Below are 14,310 nucleotides of genomic sequence, written 5' to 3'. Positions count from 1 at the left end.
CAGATGACTACCTGAGCAGCCTGACGGCTTACTTCAGCAGCTTGGACAGGCGGCGGTCGGCGAGCGGCTTGCCGCCTGTCTGGCAGGTGGCGCAGTACTGCAGGGACGAGTCGTGGAAGCTGACCTCGCGGACGATGTCACCGCAGATCGGGCACTTCTGGCCCTTGCGGCCGTGGACGCGGAGGCCGGACTTCTTCTCCGACTTCAGGTCCTGGACGGCGAGGCCGGCGGACCGGTCGACGGCGTCCTGGAGGGTTTCGCGCATAGCGTCGTACAGGACCTTCAGCTCGTCGTCGGACAGGTTCGACGCCGGTTTGAACGGGCTCATCTTCGCCACATGCAGGATCTCGTCGGAGTACGCATTGCCGATGCCGGCGATGACCGACTGGTTGCGCAGGACCCCCTTGAGCTGGACCCGGCCCTCGCGTTTGAGGATGGCGCTGAAGTCGTCCAGGGACAGCGTGAACGGGTCGGGTCCGAGCCGCGTGATCCCCGGCACCTCGGCCGGATCGCGGACGACGTACACCGCGAGCTTCTTCTGCGTGCCGGCCTCGGTCAGGTCGAAGCCGGAGCCGTCGTCCAGCACCGTGCGCAACGCGATCGGACCCTTGCCCGGCCGCACCAGCGCGGTCGACTGCTCGTCCCTCCACCGCAACCAGCCCGCCCGGGCCAGGTGGATCACCAGGTGCACGCCCTGCGCGGAGATGTCGAGGAACTTCCCGTGCCGCTGCACGTCGTCGATCAGCAACCCGACCAGCGCCGAGATCGGCGGGTCGTAGGTCTTCAGCGCACTGATGGCCGTCACGTCGGCACGCACGAACGCCCGCCCAACGGCACGCTCCCGCAGGAACCCCGCCAGCGACTCGACCTCCGGCAACTCAGGCACCGTCCCAGTGTGCCCTACCCCGGGGACACTTTTCCTGCCTGGAACGGGCTAAGGGGTGGGAACAGGGAAGTGGTGGGGGGAACCCGCAGGTGTTTGTTGGCTCGGGGCGGTAGCGTCTTAGGGCAAGAGAGTAGGGAGGCCCTGATGGGGTTTGTGAAGACGTTGGTCAAGGGTGCGGTCGTCGCCAAGCTGGCACAGGTCGCGCAGCGGGAGCTCAGCAAGCCTGAGAACCAGCGCAAGCTCAAGGACGCGTTCCAGAAGATGCAGCAGCGCCGCGGCGGCGCGCACTAGGCATCACTGGACTTCAGCCCGGCTGGTCGGCACGCACAGCCGGGCCTGAAGTGCGCCTTCAGGCGGGCTTGTGCACCTGCAGGGTGTACGTCGCGGCGAGCCGGCGCGGGTGGTGGGTCAAGCGCCATTCGCCGGCCTCGTCCTCGGTCATCAGGCCGGGCAGGGCGTTCCAGGGCGAGCTGTCGTGCTCGACGAGTGAGTCGAAGACCAGGCCGGCCCGCTGAAGCGCGGTGATGATCTCGGCCAGGCCGTGGTTCCACTCGTGCGTGACGGTGGTGGCGAACTCGGCGTCGGTCTCGACGTACGTCCCGCCCTCGTCCCAGATGATCGGCTCCGGCGTCTCGAAGTACGGGTACTTCAGCACCGGATACTCCGGCGCCGCGTCCAGTGCCCACAACATCGGGTGCCCCTCGCGGATGAACAGCCGCCCGCCGGGCTTGAGCAGGCCCGAGACGGTCTGCGCCCAGCGTTCGATGTCCGGCAACCAGCAGATCGCGCCGATCCCGGTGTAGACCAGGTCGTACGACGCCGCGCCGAGCACCTCGACCGCGTCGTACGCATCGGCTACATGGAAGTCGACGGGCAACCCGAGCCGGTCCGCCAGCGACTGCGCCTGCTCGATCGCCGGAGCGGAGAAGTCGAGACCGCTCATCCGGGCGCCGAGCCGCGCGAGGGACACCGTGTCCGTCCCGATGTGGCACTGCAGGTGCACCGCGCGCAGCCCGGAGATGTCGCCCAGCCGCGGCCGGTCGAACCGGACCACCTCGCTGAGGTACTGCGGGTCCTCGAAGTCGGGCACGTGGTAGCTGGGTGACGCGACATGCGCCGGCACCCGCTCGTCCCAGTTGGCCCGATTCACTTCCCGGTAGTCAGTCACAACCAGACGATGCCACACGTGGTCATGGCCGAGCCGCCGATCTACTGGAAGGCCGGCGTCCAGATCCGTGCCTTGTAGAACTGCGCACCCGACCGGGTCCGGTCCGGTGAGGCAGAGAAGCGGACCGTCTTGTTCGCCCAGATCAGCCGCAGTACGGCTTCCTTGCCGGTGAGGTTCAGTCGGTCGCGACGATGCTGGTCTTCACCGGGATCGGGCTGAGTCTGGTCGGTCAGGTGTCACCGCTGGAGACGATGGGGATCGCTGTTGCGATCTTCGCCGTACAGGTCGTGCTGAGTCACCTCTGGATGAGCCGGTACGGCTACGGCCCGGTGGAAGGCGTGCTGCGGGCCGTCACCAACGCGACGGCTCCTACCTGGCAACGCAAGGTCTGAGACAGCAGAAGACCGCCGGAGTCCGGCGGTCCTCTGTACTTCGGTTGCCCCTGGCGCTGGGTCCCGTCAGCGCGGGGCAACCTGCTCAGGCCGCGTGCCGGCCGTGGTGGGTCAAGGCGCGGGCCCGGCGGATGGCGTGCACGGTGCCTGCGGTCGCTACGGGCTTGTGGTTGAGGGGCTCGGCCACGCCACCGAGGGCGAGCAGGTCGAGCTTGGTCCTGGTCAGGTCGCGGTCAGCGGAAGCCCAGGAGCCGTTCGGGCCGGCGGTGAGACCGGTCGAGTGACGCCTGTTGCTGAATTCCAGAGCCGCGATGACGGCCAGTGCGAGTACTGCGAGAACAAGGATTCCGGTCATGGCACCAATTGTGCTACCAACTAGATCCAGCCACCATTGGCACTATTGACATCCTTCCACAAATTACTGCCATACTGTCGGAATGCTGCACAAGATCGCTGTCGTCCTGATGGAGGACGTCGCGCTGTTCGAGTTCGGGGTGCTGGCGGAGGTGTTCGGCATCGACCGGACCGATGACGGTGTGCCCGCGTTCGACTTCAAGGTGTGTTCGACCCGCCCGGGTGAGCCGTTGCAGACCAGCAGCCACTCGCAGGTCATCGCGCCGTACGGGCTGGAGGAACTCGAGGACGCCGACCTGATCGGAATCCCGGCGACCACCTGGCGGGACGAGTACGACGAGCGCATCCTCGACGCTCTGCGCCGGGCCGAGGCACGCGGCGCGATCCTGCTGACGGTCTGCTCCGGTGCGTTCGTGCTGGGCGCGGCCGGGCTGCTCGACGGCCGGGCGTGTACGACGCACTGGCGCTACGTCAAGCTGTTCAACGAGCAGTTCCCGACCGCGAAGCTGGACGCCGACGTCCTGTTCGTTGACGACGGCAGCATCATCACCAGTGCCGGCACCGCGGCCGGGATCGACGCGGCGCTGCACCTGGTCCGGCGTGAGCTCGGCAGTGCGGTCGCGACCCGGATCGCGCGCCGGATGGTGGTCCCGCCCCAGCGCGACGGCGGTCAGCGGCAGTACGTCGAGGTCCCGGTGCCGGAGTCGTCGAGTGAGAGCCTGCAGCCGGTGCTCGACTGGATGGTCGACAATCTGACGATCGACCACACCGTGCCGGCGTTGGCGCGGCGGGCGCAGATGTCGGAGCGGACGTTCGCGCGGCGGTTCGTCGCGGAGACCGGGACGACGCCGCTGAAATGGGTCACCACACAGCGAGTGCTGCGGGCGCGGACGCTGCTCGAGCAGACCCGGATGGGGATCGAGCAGATCGCGGCCGAGTCAGGATTCGGGACGGCGGCGTTGCTGCGGCACCACTTCCGTAGGGTGGTGGGCGTGCCACCACAGGACTACCGCCGCACCTTCCAGACCGCCAGTTGATGGTCGACTACCGCAACGCCGTCGCGGCCGATGCCGACGACGTGATGAAGTTCTGGGCCACTGCTGCTGAGGATTCACACCGCCCGCCGGACTCGGCCGACGCCGTACTGCGCCTGATCGAGCGCGACCCGTCCGCACTGATCCTTGCCGTAGACAACGACATCGTCATCGGCTCGATCATCGTCGGCTGGGACGGCTGGCGCTGCCACCTCTATCGCCTGGCCGTCGCTCCCACCCACCGCCGCCAAGGCATCGCCCGCAAGCTGGTCGCTCTGGCCGAGGACCGCTTCGCGTCATACGGCGGGACCCGAGCCGACGCGATGGTTCTCGACGACAACGCCCAGGCCCACCACATCTGGAGTACAGCCGGCTACGCCCCGCAGCCCGAATGGTCCCGCTGGGTCAAGGCGCTCTGAGCCCACCGGTTCTTCGCGGCGCACCTGCCTGACGGTCGACCGAGAGCGGCGTGATGCAACCCACAGGATTTGCGCTGCCACCACCGGCTCCCCCTAGGATCCTTCGAAGTGTCACAGGGGGATAACAGCCGAAGACGATCGGCGAGCCGAGAGATGTTGGAGCAACTGTGGCAACGCCTGTCCCGTTCCGGGCCAGCACATCACGCCGTCTGAGCTGGGACGTCGTCCGCGTCCTCGCAGTCCTCGCAGTGGTCTTCTGCCACACGACGTACCAGGGCCCGGTGCTCCACCCCGAGCTCGGTGCGCCACTGGGTAGGTATCCACTCCAGGTCGGCGCCAGCGTCCTGCTGGTGATCAGTGCGTACTTCATCTGCGTGACGATCCGGAAGGCATCCACGTCACAGTGGCTGTGGCAGCGGGTCTGCCGGGTGCTCCCGCCGTACCTGGCCGCCGTGCTGGTCACCTACACGGTCCTGATCGCCTTCGGACCGGACAACTGGAACCTGCCCACCCAGCACGACCTCTGGGGCAACCTGACGCTGGCCAGCGCCTTCGACCCAACCGTGCGCCTCATCGACGGCTCCTACTGGACACTGCCGCTGCAACTGATGGCCTTCGCCGCCGCGGCCCTGCTCTGGCCGCGTGGCATGGGCTCCGGCCAGCGGATCACCGGACTGCTGTGGATCATGACCGTGGCACCGGTGGTAGTGCAGTGGCACGACCGGATCCTGCACTGCCCACTCTGGGTCCAGGTGGCGTGGAACGGTCTCGGCCTACATCGACTGCAACTGTTTGCCATCGGTATCGCGATCTGGCTCTGGTCACAGCACCGGATCGGCGTACTGCACCTGGGCTCCCTGCTCGCCGCGACCGTGTTCGCCCAGCACGCGCACACCGCTGACCTGCCGTCGTCGTTGGGCATCGGGGTTCTGCTGGTGTTCGTCGCACTGGCCGCCCGAGGCCCGGACTGGCACGTGTTCGCCCCGATCCGCCGGCCGATCCAGTTCCTGGCGCGGATCTCGTTCGGCATCTACCTCCTCAACCAGGAGGTCGGGTACCTGATCGCGTACCACCTGATGGGGCTGGGGGCGGGGCGGATCGAGCAGATCGCCGGAGCGGTGGCCGGGGTCATCGTGCTGGCCTGGCTGTTGACGAAGTACGTCGAGCAGCCGGTGTACCGCGTGCTGACTGCCCCGCGCGTTCGGCCGGTGCAGCGGCTGGGGTTCCGTGCCTTCGCCTGGCTGAATACTTGACATCGGATACCCATGAACTAATACTCGATTTCGAGTACTTGAGATCGAGGAGGGCGCGATGGCGCGACGGAAGGTCGGCAACCCGCTCGCGTTCGCGGTGCTGGGGAGCCTGGGCGAGCGCCCGATGCACCCGTACGAGATCTCGACCATCCTCAGAGCCCGCGGCAAGGACCAGAGCATCAAGCTCAACTACGGCTCGCTCTACTCGGTCGTCGCGGCGCTGGAGAAGAACGGCTTCATCGAGGCCCGCGAGACCATCCGCGAGGGCAACCGCCCCGAGCGCACGGTCTACCAGATCACTGACACCGGCCAGCAGGAGTTCGCCGACTGGCTGACCGAGCTGATCGGCACGCCGACCCGCGAGTTCCACCCGCTCGAGGCCGGCCTCGCCTACCTGCCGGGCCTCCCGCCCGATCGGGTGGCCGAGCTCCTGGAGCAGCGGCTCAAGGCGGTCGACGCGGAGATCGAGCAAGTCACCGCCGTGCACGAGCACATGACGTCGATGGAGTTCCCGCGCATCTTCTGGGTCGAGTCGGAGTTCCGGCTGGCGTTGCTCAAGGCCGAGTCGGCGTACATCCACCAACTCGCCGAGGAGATCCGGACCGACGCGCTGGACGGCTCGGCGTTCTGGCGCAAGGCCTGGAAGCACTACCAGGAGGACGGCATCAGCCCGGGCGAGCAACTGAAGGACCCGGTCAAGTACTTCGGCACCGACTTCGCCTGGATGCGGGCGATACCACCGGAAGCCACCTAGAAGGAAGTCACCTGGAAGCAGGACGGCCCTCGACCCGCGGTGCGGCAACACCAGGGGTCAAGGGCCGCAGTTCCTCGAGTCGGTCCGAAGACCTGGCACCCAAGGCGCAACCATCAGGATAGCCAGCAGCGGACCGGCTCCCGTCACCACAAGGGAGTCACCACATCATGGCTACGCCTGCCCTCGAAGCGGTCGACCTGGTCAAGACGTACCCGGCCGGCCGCAAGAACCCACCTCTGCGCGCGCTCGACGGTCTCACCTTCAGCGTCCCGGAGGGCGTCGTACTGGGTCTGCTCGGTCCCAACGGCGCCGGCAAGTCCACCACCGTCAAGATCCTCACCACCCTGTCCCGGGCCGACTCCGGCACGGCACGGGTGGCCGGGTATGACGTCAACCGGTCGCAGGACGAGGTACGACGGTCAATCGGCTACGTACCGCAGAAGTCCAGCTCCGACCCGCAAGCCACCGGCGTCGAGAACCTCGTCCTCAGCGGCCGGATCTACGGCCTGACCCGCGCAGAGGCAGTACGACGTGCCGCCGAGCTGCTCGAGCGATTCGACCTGACCGACGCGGGCAGCCGCCAGGTCAAGACCTACTCCGGCGGTATGCAACGCAAGCTCGACGTCGCTCTCGGTCTGGTCCACCGGCCGCAGGTGTTGTTCCTCGACGAGCCGACGACCGGCCTCGATCCAGAGGCGCGAGCCGATCTCTGGAACGAGGTCGGCCGGCTGTCCGGTCACGAGGGTCTGACCGTGCTGCTCACCACGCACTACCTGGAAGAGGCGGATCGGCTGGCCGATCAGCTGGCCATCGTCGACCACGGCAAGATCGTTACCGAGGGCACCCCGGAGGCACTGAAGGCCGAACTACGCGGCGACTCGGTCCACGTCGAACTGGTGTCGCCGGACACCGATGGAAACGTGCGCGGGTTACTGAGTGGGTTGCCGGGTGTCGGCGAGATCGTTGTCGAGGGCAACACATTGCGTGCCCGGGTCGACCACGGTGCGACCGCGGTTCCCGCCGTACTGGGAACCCTTGAGGACAAGGAGATTCCGGTCACCGCGGTGACCGTGTCGCGGCCGTCGCTGGACGATGTGTACCTGCGGTACACCGGCCGGTCGTTCCGTGAGGCTTCCGTTGAAAGGGAGGCGGCGTGATGTCCACGTTGACCTTGGCCGGGCGTCGTACCGGATTCGTCGGGCACACTCGACTCATCACGGGCCGTTGGCTGCGAGCGCAGTACCGGCAGCCGGCACTGATCGCGTTCACGTTGATCCAGCCGGCGATCTGGCTGCTGCTGTTCGGGCAGTTGTTCAAGGGTGTGGTGAACATCCCGGGCTTCAGCGACTCGTCGTACATCGCCTTCCTCACGCCCGGCATCGTGATGATGACCGCGCTGATGACCAGCGGCTGGAGCGGTACGACGTTCATCGCGGACATGGAACGCGGTGTGATGGACCGCATGCTCGCGTCACCGGTCAGCCGCGGCGGACTGATGGCCGGGCAACTGATCAGCAACGCGACCACCACGCTGATCCAGACCCTCCTGGTGTTCGCGATCGGCATGGCCGCGGGCGCCCGGTACGACGGCGGTGCCGCGGGCTACGCCGTCACGGTCGCGGCCTCGATGCTGGTCGGAACGGCCTTCGGCTCGCTGTCGAACGCGGTGGCTCTGCTGACCCGCCAGCAGGAGGCGCTGATCGGCATCTCGCAGTTCGTCTCGCTCCCGCTGACGTTCATGTCCTCGATCATGATCGACCCCGCGGTCGCGCCCCACTGGGTCAACGTCGCGGCCCGCTACAACCCCGTCGACTGGGCCGCCATCGCCGCGCGCCAAGCCCTCTCCGCCAACCCGGACTGGTCCTCGGTAGCCCGCCACTCCCTCTACCTACTGGCCTTCACTCTCTTCGTGGCCTGGCTCTCCACCCGAGCCTTCCGCACCTACCAACGCTCCGTCTGACGGCCTGAGCCTGCCCTCGCGTGAGGGCAGGCTCAGCTCGCCAGGACTTTGGCGTACCAGGGCTTGATGGTGTTGTCGATGATGGCCAGGCGTTCGTCGAACGGCAGGAACGCGGACTTCATCGCGTTGATGGCGAACCAGCGGAAGTCCGCCAGCCCGTAGCCGAACGCCTCGGCGAGAAGGGTGAGTTCCCGGCTCATCGACGTACCACTCATCAACCGGTTGTCGGTGTTCACCGTGACCCGGAAGCGGAGCTTGGCGAGCAGCCCGATCGGGTGGTCGGCGATCGACGCGGCCGCGCCCGTTTGCAGGTTGGAGCTCGGGCACATCTCCAACGGGATCCGTCCATCCCGCACGTACGCCGCCAGTCGGCCGAGCTCGGCCTTCTCGCCGGCCTCGTCGTACGTGATGTCGTCAATGATCCGGACGCCGTGGCCGAGGCGGTCCGCCCCGCACCACTGGATCGCCTGCCAGATCGACGGCAGACCGAACGCCTCGCCGGCGTGGATGGTGAAGTGGGCGTTCTCCCGCTGCAGATACTCGAACGCGTCCAGGTGCCGGGTGGGCGGATACCCCGCCTCCGCGCCGGCAATGTCGAACCCGACCACCCCGGCGTCGCGGTACGCCACCGCAAGCTCCGCGATCTCCATCGACCGGGCCTTGTGGCGCATGGCGGTCAGCAACTGCCGAGCGACGATCGGCCGCTCGGCGGTCGCCATCCCGTGCTCGAACCCCTCGCCAACCGCGTCCACCACCTGCTCCAGCGTCAACCCAGCGGTCAGGTGCTGCTCGGGCGCGTACCGCACCTCCGCGTACACCACCCCATCCGCGGCCAGATCCTGCACACACTCACTGGCCACCCGCTTGATCGCCTCAGCGTTCTGCATCACCGCGACGGTGTGATCGAACGTCTCGAGATACCGCTCCAGCGACCCCGAGTCCGCCGACTCCACGAACCACGCACCCAACTCACCGGCATCAGTCCGCGGCAACACATGCCCGATCTCCCGAGCCAGCTCCACCACCGTCCCCGGCCGCAGACCACCGTCCAGGTGGTCGTGGAGCAGAACCTTCGGCGCCGCAATCAACTGTTCGGGAGTGATCATCCCGCCATCTTGTCAGGCACTCCGACAGTCTGCCCCGCAATGCCCCGCAAAGGCCCTAGGTGACCGGGGTGTCGCCACGAAAGCCTTGAGGGCATGAATGACAAGACACCGCGCTTCGAGAGCGCCCCTGCCCGGTCGTCACTTCCCAACTGGTACCCGAAGCTCCTGGGCAGGTGTCCTGTTCAAAATCAGGGGCTGGTTCAAAGTGCGCCGACGCGGGCGGCGAAGTCGCGCATCCCGGGGAGGTCGTTGTGGCGGGCGCTGGACAGCAGATCGCGGGTGAGTTTCTGCGCCCACGGGCGGTATCGGACTTCCTGTGGGGTGTCGCGATCGGCCGCGACGAGCGCCTGGAATGCTGCCTGTGGGCGACCGCGGCCATGCAGCGCGAGGGCAGTGTCTTCCCAGTAGCGGGCGCGACGCTCGGGCGACGGAATTCGGGCCGGGTCGACCAAGCGCGCGTAGTCGACGGCGGCGCCGAAGTCGCCGAGAACCCGCGACACACTGATCTTGTAGACGGCCAGTTCGAGCATGTCGAACCGGTCATTCTTCACAGTGCCAATGCGGCGTGCGGCGTTCTCCGCTTCTTCCAGCAGTGTCCAGGCGCTGTCCCGGTCGTCGCGCAGGGCTGCAGTGTAGGAGGCTGCGGCGAGTAGCTGCCCGTATACGGCGGCTGCTGCGGTGTCGGCGAGTCCGCCGTCGGTGTGTAGTTGACGAGCGGCGTCGAGCATGAGCCGCTGTGCGCCGTCGCGGTGCTGGGTACGCCGCATCACGGTGGCCGCGAGGCGGCGTGCGTCGGCAAGCACCATCGGGTCGTTGCCGCTACTGGCTGCCTGAACGGCACGGTCCGCGGTTGCCCACGCCATCCCGTTGTCGTGCAACTTGACCAGCAGTTGCGTGGCCAAGTTATAGGTTTGCGCCAGCCGATCGGCGGCCTGTGAAGCCTCAGTGAGGGCGGCAGCCTCACGGCAGGCGACAGCCTGGGCGAGCAGCTTTGGTAAGCGGCGGGCGAGCTGGCTGAAGCGGGTCGCGCGGAAGTCAGCACGCGCGGCGGCGATCTGGGCCACCGGTGCGCCACCCCGGGCCGGCGCCGCGACCGCCGACCACTACGGCACCGCAGCCTGACTAACATCACGACGGCGTGCTTCCACGAGCGGGAGCGCGTCGCAGGTATGAATCACAGCACCTGAAAGCCGTTCTCCAGATCGAACACCTTGCCTTCGACCTTGGCCCGCAGCGCGGCAGTCACACGCCGGGCCAGCAGCGACGACATCCGCTGCTCGATCTGCTCGCGGTCACACCATGCCCAGCGAGACAGTTCGTCCGGCGGTAGGTGGATATCGGCCGTACCCTGCTCATCGAGCGTGCCGCCGTCATACACAAACATGACTCCCTCGGTGCGGTCCGGCCGCGGCGGCACCCAATCCACCACCAGCAACCGCCCTAGAGAGACCGCCTTGCCCAGCTCCTCTTTCACCTCGCGCACCGCGGCCGTTCGTGGCGCCTCGTTCTCCTCAACGCACCCGCCCACGATCTCCCAGTAGTCCTTGTACACAGGCTCAACGAGCAACGCCCGCCCATCCGCGTCCGTGAACAAGACCCCCGCGCCCATGCGTTTTCGGGGAAGCGTCGCCGTGTAGTCACCCGGTGAAGTCATCTCCGCAGGCTACCCCGCCGCGTGTGCCCCGATGCCGCACACCATCCAAGCTGTCAGACCTCGTCATGAACGTGGCAGACACTCTGCCGGCGGACGTCTTCGCAGGTCGTCGGCCTGCAAACCTGCACGGGCTGGAGATGGATCTTCCACCTCGAGCTCCGGTGCTACGTCGTCATCGAACTGAAGGCGGTGAAATTCAATGCCGCGTTCCTGGGCCAGCTCGGTCTCTACATGGCGGTGGTCGACGACGTGCTCGCGAAGGCCGGCGACAAGCCGACCATCGGGCTACTGCTCTGCCAGAACAAGAAGGAGGTCGTTGCCGAGTACGCGCTGCGGGGCTTCAAGGCACCGATCGGCGTCGCGGACTGGACCATGGCGATCAACAACTCGCTACCCGAGGAGTTCCAGTCCGCTCTTCCGAGCGTTGCTGAGTTGGAGGCCGAGTTGGCCTCCGCCACTGATGACGATTGATCGGCGACGGGTTGGTCAGGCGGGGTGGATTTTGAAGACGGGGACGCCGGGGGCTATGTGGTGGAGGGTTTCTTCGGGGGAGTTCTTGGTGACGTCGCCGCTGAAGAAGGTGCCTACTTCCCAGGACCACTTCTTCAGGTAGAGGCGGAGGACGTCCGTCTTGTCGGCGTCGGCGATTTCTTCGGCGCGGAAGGTCTCGATGGTGCGGCCGAGTTGGAGGCGGCCCTCGGGGTTCGCGCGGAGGTTGCGGACCCACTGGGTGTGGCCGCGCGGGGCGACCAGGTAGCGCTGGCCGTCGAGAACCAGGAGGTTGACCGGGGTGCTGCGCCAGTCGCCGGTCTTGCGGCCGCGGACGGAGAGGACGCGGCTGCCCATCAGGCTGATGCCGAGCTTGGTCAAGCGGGCGACGATCCGGTTGAAGACCCGCATGCTGCCGTCGGCGGCGGTGATCACGCGCTTGCTGTCGTAGGTCTGCTTGTACTCCGGCATCGTCGTACCCTTCATCGTTTGCGAGAGCGGTGCTCTCTGTTGTGATCAGTGAACACGGAAGCAGTGCTCACTGTCAAGAGCACTGCTCTCGGTTTTGTGGCAGACTGCCGCTATGAACGCCGGACGCACCGCACGTGAGAGAGCCCGGGCCGAGCTGACCGACCAGATCAAGATGGCCGCCCGGCGGCAGCTGGCGATCGAGGGCGCCGAGCGGCTCTCGCTCCGGGCGATCTCCCGGGAGCTAGGCATGGTGTCCTCGGCGCTGTACCGGTACTTCCCGAGCCGTGACGACCTGCTGACGGCCCTGATCATCGACGCGTACGACGCTCTCGGAGCCGCTGCCGAGTCAACAGCCGCCGCCAAGGACGACGCACATCCGGCGGATATCTGGCTGGCCGTGTGTCTCGCCGTACGGGAGTGGGCTCGGGCGCATCCACATGAGTACGCGCTGATCTATGGGTCGCCGGTCACTGGGTACAAGGCGCCACAGACGACTGTGGAGCCCGCGAGCCGGGTGCCGATCCTCATGCTGGGAATCGTCACCCGGGCCCAGACCTTGGGCTGGCTCGCGCGGCTGGACAACGCTCCTGAGCCCACCGGCCGGCTGGCTGAGCAGGTCGACGTGCTGGCGGCGTTGGCGCCCGGCGTACCGCGGAGGGTGTTGCTGCGGGTTGCGATCGTGTGGACTCAGCTGTTCGGGATGATCAGCTTCGAGCTCTTCGGCCAACTGGTCGGCACGATGGACCCGGCCGACGACTTCTTCGCCGAAGCCTCCAAGCAGATGGCCGCCTTCATAGGCCTCCGCTGAAGGCCTTTGGGAGCGGCAGGGTCACGGCGTGTTGTACGCGGTGGACGTAGGTGTCGCGGGGGATGGTGACGGCGCCGAGGGTGGCCAGGTGGTCGGTGACCCATTGGATGTCGAGAACGCGTTCGGCGGCGTAATCGTCGTCCAGTAGCTCGATCAGGCCGGCGACCGCCGCCTTCGAGCCGTCCGTCTTGTGGTGGAACATCGACTCGCCGGCGAACAGCCCGCCGATCGCGACGCCGTACAGACCGCCCGCGAGTTCGTCGCCGTCCCAGGCCTCGACGGAGTGCACCCAGCCGAGCCGGTGGAGCTCGGTGTACGACGCGATGATGCCCCGGTCGATCCAGGAGCCGGGACGACGCGGGTCGGCGCAGGCACGGATGACCTGGTCGAAGGCGGTGTTCACCCGGATCTCGAACTTGCTCCGCGCCCGCCGCACCGACCGCGACGGGCGGTAGCCGGCCACCTCGATCACACCGCGATCGACCGGCGACCACCAGAGCAGCGAACCGCGGTGGTCGGGCATCGGGAAGAGCCCACGCCGGTACGCCGCCAGCACGGTCCCCGGCTGTAGATCCGCCCCGCCCGCGACGATGTCACTCGCCCCGGCAACCGCCACCGGCGGAAAGTCCCACACAGAAGCAGCTGGCTCGACAGGCACACCACCATCCTGGACCACACCCGTTCACGCAGTACGACGGCCCACCCGACTTCCGCCGTACCCGCGGCGGCGCGAGTCCGGGGACACCAGGGGTTTCTCCCGAGTGGCGCTGTTCCGGGAGCCACGTAGAGTTGAAGCACGCCCAGCTCCGACGCGGGAGGGCGGGAAGGAGCACCGTGGCCGGAGTAGCCAGGTTCGTCGCGAGCAGTCTCGCGCCCGCCGCGCAGCGATTCGCCCCGCAGGCCGCGGCGGGTGTATTGCGTCAGGTCCTCGAGATCGCGATCGACGGGTACCAACGGTTTCCCGGCGCCGAGCAGGTCGCCGAGTCGAAGCTGGCCAAGTCGTCCGGCGACGCTCAGCTGGCGATCGACGCGGTGATCGACCAGCACATCCGGCTGGCCGGCCTCCAGGGGTTCGTCACCAGCATCGGCGGACTCGTCACGCTCCCGGTCGCGCTGCCCGCGAACCTGACCGGCCTCGCGATCGTCCAGGCGCGGATGGTCGCCGCGATCGCGCACCTGCGCGGGTACGACCTGGACGATCCGCGCGTCCGCACCGCGGTGATCACCTGCATGCTCGGTGAGGAGGGCGTCGACGATCGGCTCAGGAAGTCGAGCCTGCCGACATCACCGATCGCGATCGCGACCGCGCCGGTCTTCGATCCGGAGCTGGACCGCCTGGTCGCCGGCGAGGTGGTCGGGGAGCTGATCGCGCGAATCAGCGGCAAGCGGATGGCCCTCACTGTCACCCGTCGCATCCCGCTCCTCGGCGGTGCGGTCGGCGCCGGAGTGGATGGCTGGGTGACGTACCGGATCGGCGAGTACGCCGACAAGAGCCTCATCCGCCGCATCCGCCGCCCCATCGAGCCGTGATCGCGGGTACGACGCACACTTCCGAGGCCGCC

General features: G+C 67.5%; 18 protein-coding genes and 1 pseudogene. 11 read left to right on the top strand and 8 right to left on the bottom strand.

The features are described from left to right. Nucleotides 1–28: 28 nt before the first annotated feature. Complete coding sequence (locus EV652_RS25305; protein ID WP_132211680.1) at nucleotides 29–886, bottom strand: DNA-formamidopyrimidine glycosylase family protein; 858 nt, start codon at nucleotides 884–886, stop codon at nucleotides 29–31. 144 nt (nucleotides 887–1,030) lie between these two features. On the opposite strand from EV652_RS25305, the gene EV652_RS44710 reads away from it, so the two are divergent. Next, nucleotides 1,031–1,177, top strand: coding sequence for a hypothetical protein (locus tag EV652_RS44710; protein WP_199238389.1), 147 nt, complete (start codon nucleotides 1,031–1,033; stop codon nucleotides 1,175–1,177). Between the two features lie 58 nt (nucleotides 1,178–1,235). On the opposite strand, the gene EV652_RS25300 is transcribed toward EV652_RS44710, so the two are convergent. Further along, a complete protein-coding gene (locus EV652_RS25300; RefSeq protein WP_132211679.1) occupies nucleotides 1,236–2,054 on the bottom strand; it encodes a class I SAM-dependent methyltransferase in 819 nt (272 codons plus the stop codon). 185 nt (nucleotides 2,055–2,239) lie between these two features. Between EV652_RS25300 and EV652_RS25295 the strand changes: the two are divergent. Then, nucleotides 2,240–2,446: pseudogene (locus tag EV652_RS25295) on the top strand (DUF418 domain-containing protein); the annotation flags it as partial. Between the two features lie 85 nt (nucleotides 2,447–2,531). Here EV652_RS25295 and EV652_RS25290 read toward each other — a convergent pair. Next, entirely contained in the window at nucleotides 2,532–2,801 is a 270-nt protein-coding gene (locus EV652_RS25290; protein WP_132211677.1) for a hypothetical protein, read from the bottom strand. A gap of 82 nt (nucleotides 2,802–2,883) precedes the next feature. Between EV652_RS25290 and EV652_RS25285 the strand changes: the two genes are divergently transcribed. The 6 genes from EV652_RS25285 to EV652_RS25260 all read left to right on the top strand — a co-directional run bounded on the left by EV652_RS25285 (nucleotide 2,884) and on the right by EV652_RS25260 (nucleotide 8,220). Continuing rightward, nucleotides 2,884–3,837 (top strand): GlxA family transcriptional regulator, encoded by a 954-nt coding sequence (locus EV652_RS25285; RefSeq protein ID WP_132211676.1) that lies wholly within the window; start codon nucleotides 2,884–2,886, stop codon nucleotides 3,835–3,837. Further along, entirely contained in the window at nucleotides 3,837–4,253 is a 417-nt protein-coding gene (locus EV652_RS25280; RefSeq protein ID WP_132211675.1) for a GNAT family N-acetyltransferase, read from the top strand. The genes EV652_RS25285 and EV652_RS25280 overlap by 1 nt, the downstream gene beginning before the upstream one ends. 167 nt (nucleotides 4,254–4,420) lie before the next feature. Further along, nucleotides 4,421–5,506, top strand: a complete 1,086-nt coding sequence (locus EV652_RS25275; protein WP_158441237.1) for an acyltransferase family protein — start codon at nucleotides 4,421–4,423, stop codon at nucleotides 5,504–5,506. A gap of 58 nt (nucleotides 5,507–5,564) precedes the next feature. After that, a complete protein-coding gene (locus EV652_RS25270) occupies nucleotides 5,565–6,260 on the top strand; it encodes a PadR family transcriptional regulator (RefSeq protein ID WP_132211673.1) in 696 nt (231 codons plus the stop codon). A 167-nt stretch (nucleotides 6,261–6,427) separates the two neighbouring features. Beyond that, nucleotides 6,428–7,417 (top strand): ATP-binding cassette domain-containing protein, encoded by a 990-nt coding sequence (locus EV652_RS25265; protein WP_132211672.1) that lies wholly within the window; start codon nucleotides 6,428–6,430, stop codon nucleotides 7,415–7,417. After that, the gene (locus EV652_RS25260; protein WP_132211671.1) at nucleotides 7,417–8,220 is read left to right on the top strand and encodes an ABC transporter permease; all 804 of its coding nucleotides are present in this window, start codon (nucleotides 7,417–7,419) and stop codon (nucleotides 8,218–8,220) included. The genes EV652_RS25265 and EV652_RS25260 overlap by 1 nt, the downstream gene beginning before the upstream one ends. Nucleotides 8,221–8,252: 32 nt before the next feature. Here EV652_RS25260 and EV652_RS25255 read toward each other — a convergent pair whose 3' ends face one another. The 3 genes from EV652_RS25255 to EV652_RS25245 form a co-directional block, all read right to left on the bottom strand. After that, nucleotides 8,253–9,326, bottom strand: a complete 1,074-nt coding sequence (locus tag EV652_RS25255) for an adenosine deaminase (RefSeq protein WP_132211670.1) — start codon at nucleotides 9,324–9,326, stop codon at nucleotides 8,253–8,255. 200 nt (nucleotides 9,327–9,526) lie between these two features. Next, nucleotides 9,527–10,390, bottom strand: coding sequence for a hypothetical protein (locus EV652_RS25250; RefSeq protein WP_199238388.1), 864 nt, complete (start codon nucleotides 10,388–10,390; stop codon nucleotides 9,527–9,529). A gap of 110 nt (nucleotides 10,391–10,500) precedes the next feature. Continuing rightward, entirely contained in the window at nucleotides 10,501–10,980 is a 480-nt protein-coding gene (locus EV652_RS25245; protein ID WP_242001987.1) for an NUDIX domain-containing protein, read from the bottom strand. A 114-nt stretch (nucleotides 10,981–11,094) separates the two neighbouring features. Between EV652_RS25245 and EV652_RS25240 the strand changes: the two genes are divergently transcribed. Then, nucleotides 11,095–11,451: a PDDEXK nuclease domain-containing protein gene (locus tag EV652_RS25240; RefSeq protein WP_132211669.1), complete on the top strand. Its 357-nt coding sequence runs from the start codon at nucleotides 11,095–11,097 to the stop codon at nucleotides 11,449–11,451. Between the two features lie 15 nt (nucleotides 11,452–11,466). Here EV652_RS25240 and EV652_RS25235 read toward each other — a convergent pair whose 3' ends face one another. Further along, nucleotides 11,467–11,940 carry a nitroreductase family deazaflavin-dependent oxidoreductase gene (locus tag EV652_RS25235; RefSeq protein ID WP_199238387.1) on the bottom strand — a complete coding sequence of 158 codons (474 nt, stop codon included), beginning with the start codon at nucleotides 11,938–11,940 and terminating at the stop codon, nucleotides 11,467–11,469. A gap of 112 nt (nucleotides 11,941–12,052) precedes the next feature. Here EV652_RS25235 and EV652_RS25230 point away from each other — a divergent pair, with 112 nt between their 5' ends. After that, nucleotides 12,053–12,748 carry a TetR/AcrR family transcriptional regulator gene (locus EV652_RS25230; RefSeq protein WP_132211668.1) on the top strand — a complete coding sequence of 232 codons (696 nt, stop codon included), beginning with the start codon at nucleotides 12,053–12,055 and terminating at the stop codon, nucleotides 12,746–12,748. Here the strand turns inward: EV652_RS25230 and aat are convergent. After that, complete coding sequence (gene aat, locus EV652_RS25225) at nucleotides 12,732–13,406, bottom strand: leucyl/phenylalanyl-tRNA--protein transferase (protein ID WP_132211667.1); 675 nt, start codon at nucleotides 13,404–13,406, stop codon at nucleotides 12,732–12,734. The genes EV652_RS25230 and aat overlap by 17 nt on opposite strands. A gap of 176 nt (nucleotides 13,407–13,582) precedes the next feature. On the opposite strand from aat, the gene EV652_RS25220 reads away from it, so the two are divergent. Beyond that, nucleotides 13,583–14,278 carry an EcsC family protein gene (locus EV652_RS25220; RefSeq protein ID WP_132211666.1) on the top strand — a complete coding sequence of 232 codons (696 nt, stop codon included), beginning with the start codon at nucleotides 13,583–13,585 and terminating at the stop codon, nucleotides 14,276–14,278. Nucleotides 14,279–14,310: the final 32 nt, after the last annotated feature.

It is taken from the genome of Kribbella steppae (genome assembly GCF_004342025.1).
In the GTDB taxonomy this organism is placed as follows: domain Bacteria; phylum Actinomycetota; class Actinomycetes; order Propionibacteriales; family Kribbellaceae; genus Kribbella; species Kribbella steppae.
This window is presented reverse-complemented; position numbering and strand designations above follow the sequence as displayed.

Coding starts and splice junctions, on each gene's coding strand:
- EV652_RS44710 (WP_199238389.1), top strand. CDS start 1,031: ATGGGGTTTGTGAAGACGTTGGTCAAGGGTGCGGTCGTCGCCAAGCTG.
- EV652_RS25290 (WP_132211677.1), bottom strand. CDS start 2,801: ATGACCGGAATCCTTGTTCTCGCAGTACTCGCACTGGCCGTCATCGCG.
- EV652_RS25235 (WP_199238387.1), bottom strand. CDS start 11,940: ATGCCGGAGTACAAGCAGACCTACGACAGCAAGCGCGTGATCACCGCC.
- EV652_RS25280 (WP_132211675.1), top strand. CDS start 3,837: ATGGTCGACTACCGCAACGCCGTCGCGGCCGATGCCGACGACGTGATG.
- EV652_RS25230 (WP_132211668.1), top strand. CDS start 12,053: ATGAACGCCGGACGCACCGCACGTGAGAGAGCCCGGGCCGAGCTGACC.
- EV652_RS25260 (WP_132211671.1), top strand. CDS start 7,417: ATGTCCACGTTGACCTTGGCCGGGCGTCGTACCGGATTCGTCGGGCAC.
- EV652_RS25245 (WP_242001987.1), bottom strand. CDS start 10,980: ATGACTTCACCGGGTGACTACACGGCGACGCTTCCCCGAAAACGCATG.
- EV652_RS25285 (WP_132211676.1), top strand. CDS start 2,884: ATGCTGCACAAGATCGCTGTCGTCCTGATGGAGGACGTCGCGCTGTTC.
- EV652_RS25265 (WP_132211672.1), top strand. CDS start 6,428: ATGGCTACGCCTGCCCTCGAAGCGGTCGACCTGGTCAAGACGTACCCG.
- EV652_RS25255 (WP_132211670.1), bottom strand. CDS start 9,326: ATGATCACTCCCGAACAGTTGATTGCGGCGCCGAAGGTTCTGCTCCAC.
- EV652_RS25270 (WP_132211673.1), top strand. CDS start 5,565: ATGGCGCGACGGAAGGTCGGCAACCCGCTCGCGTTCGCGGTGCTGGGG.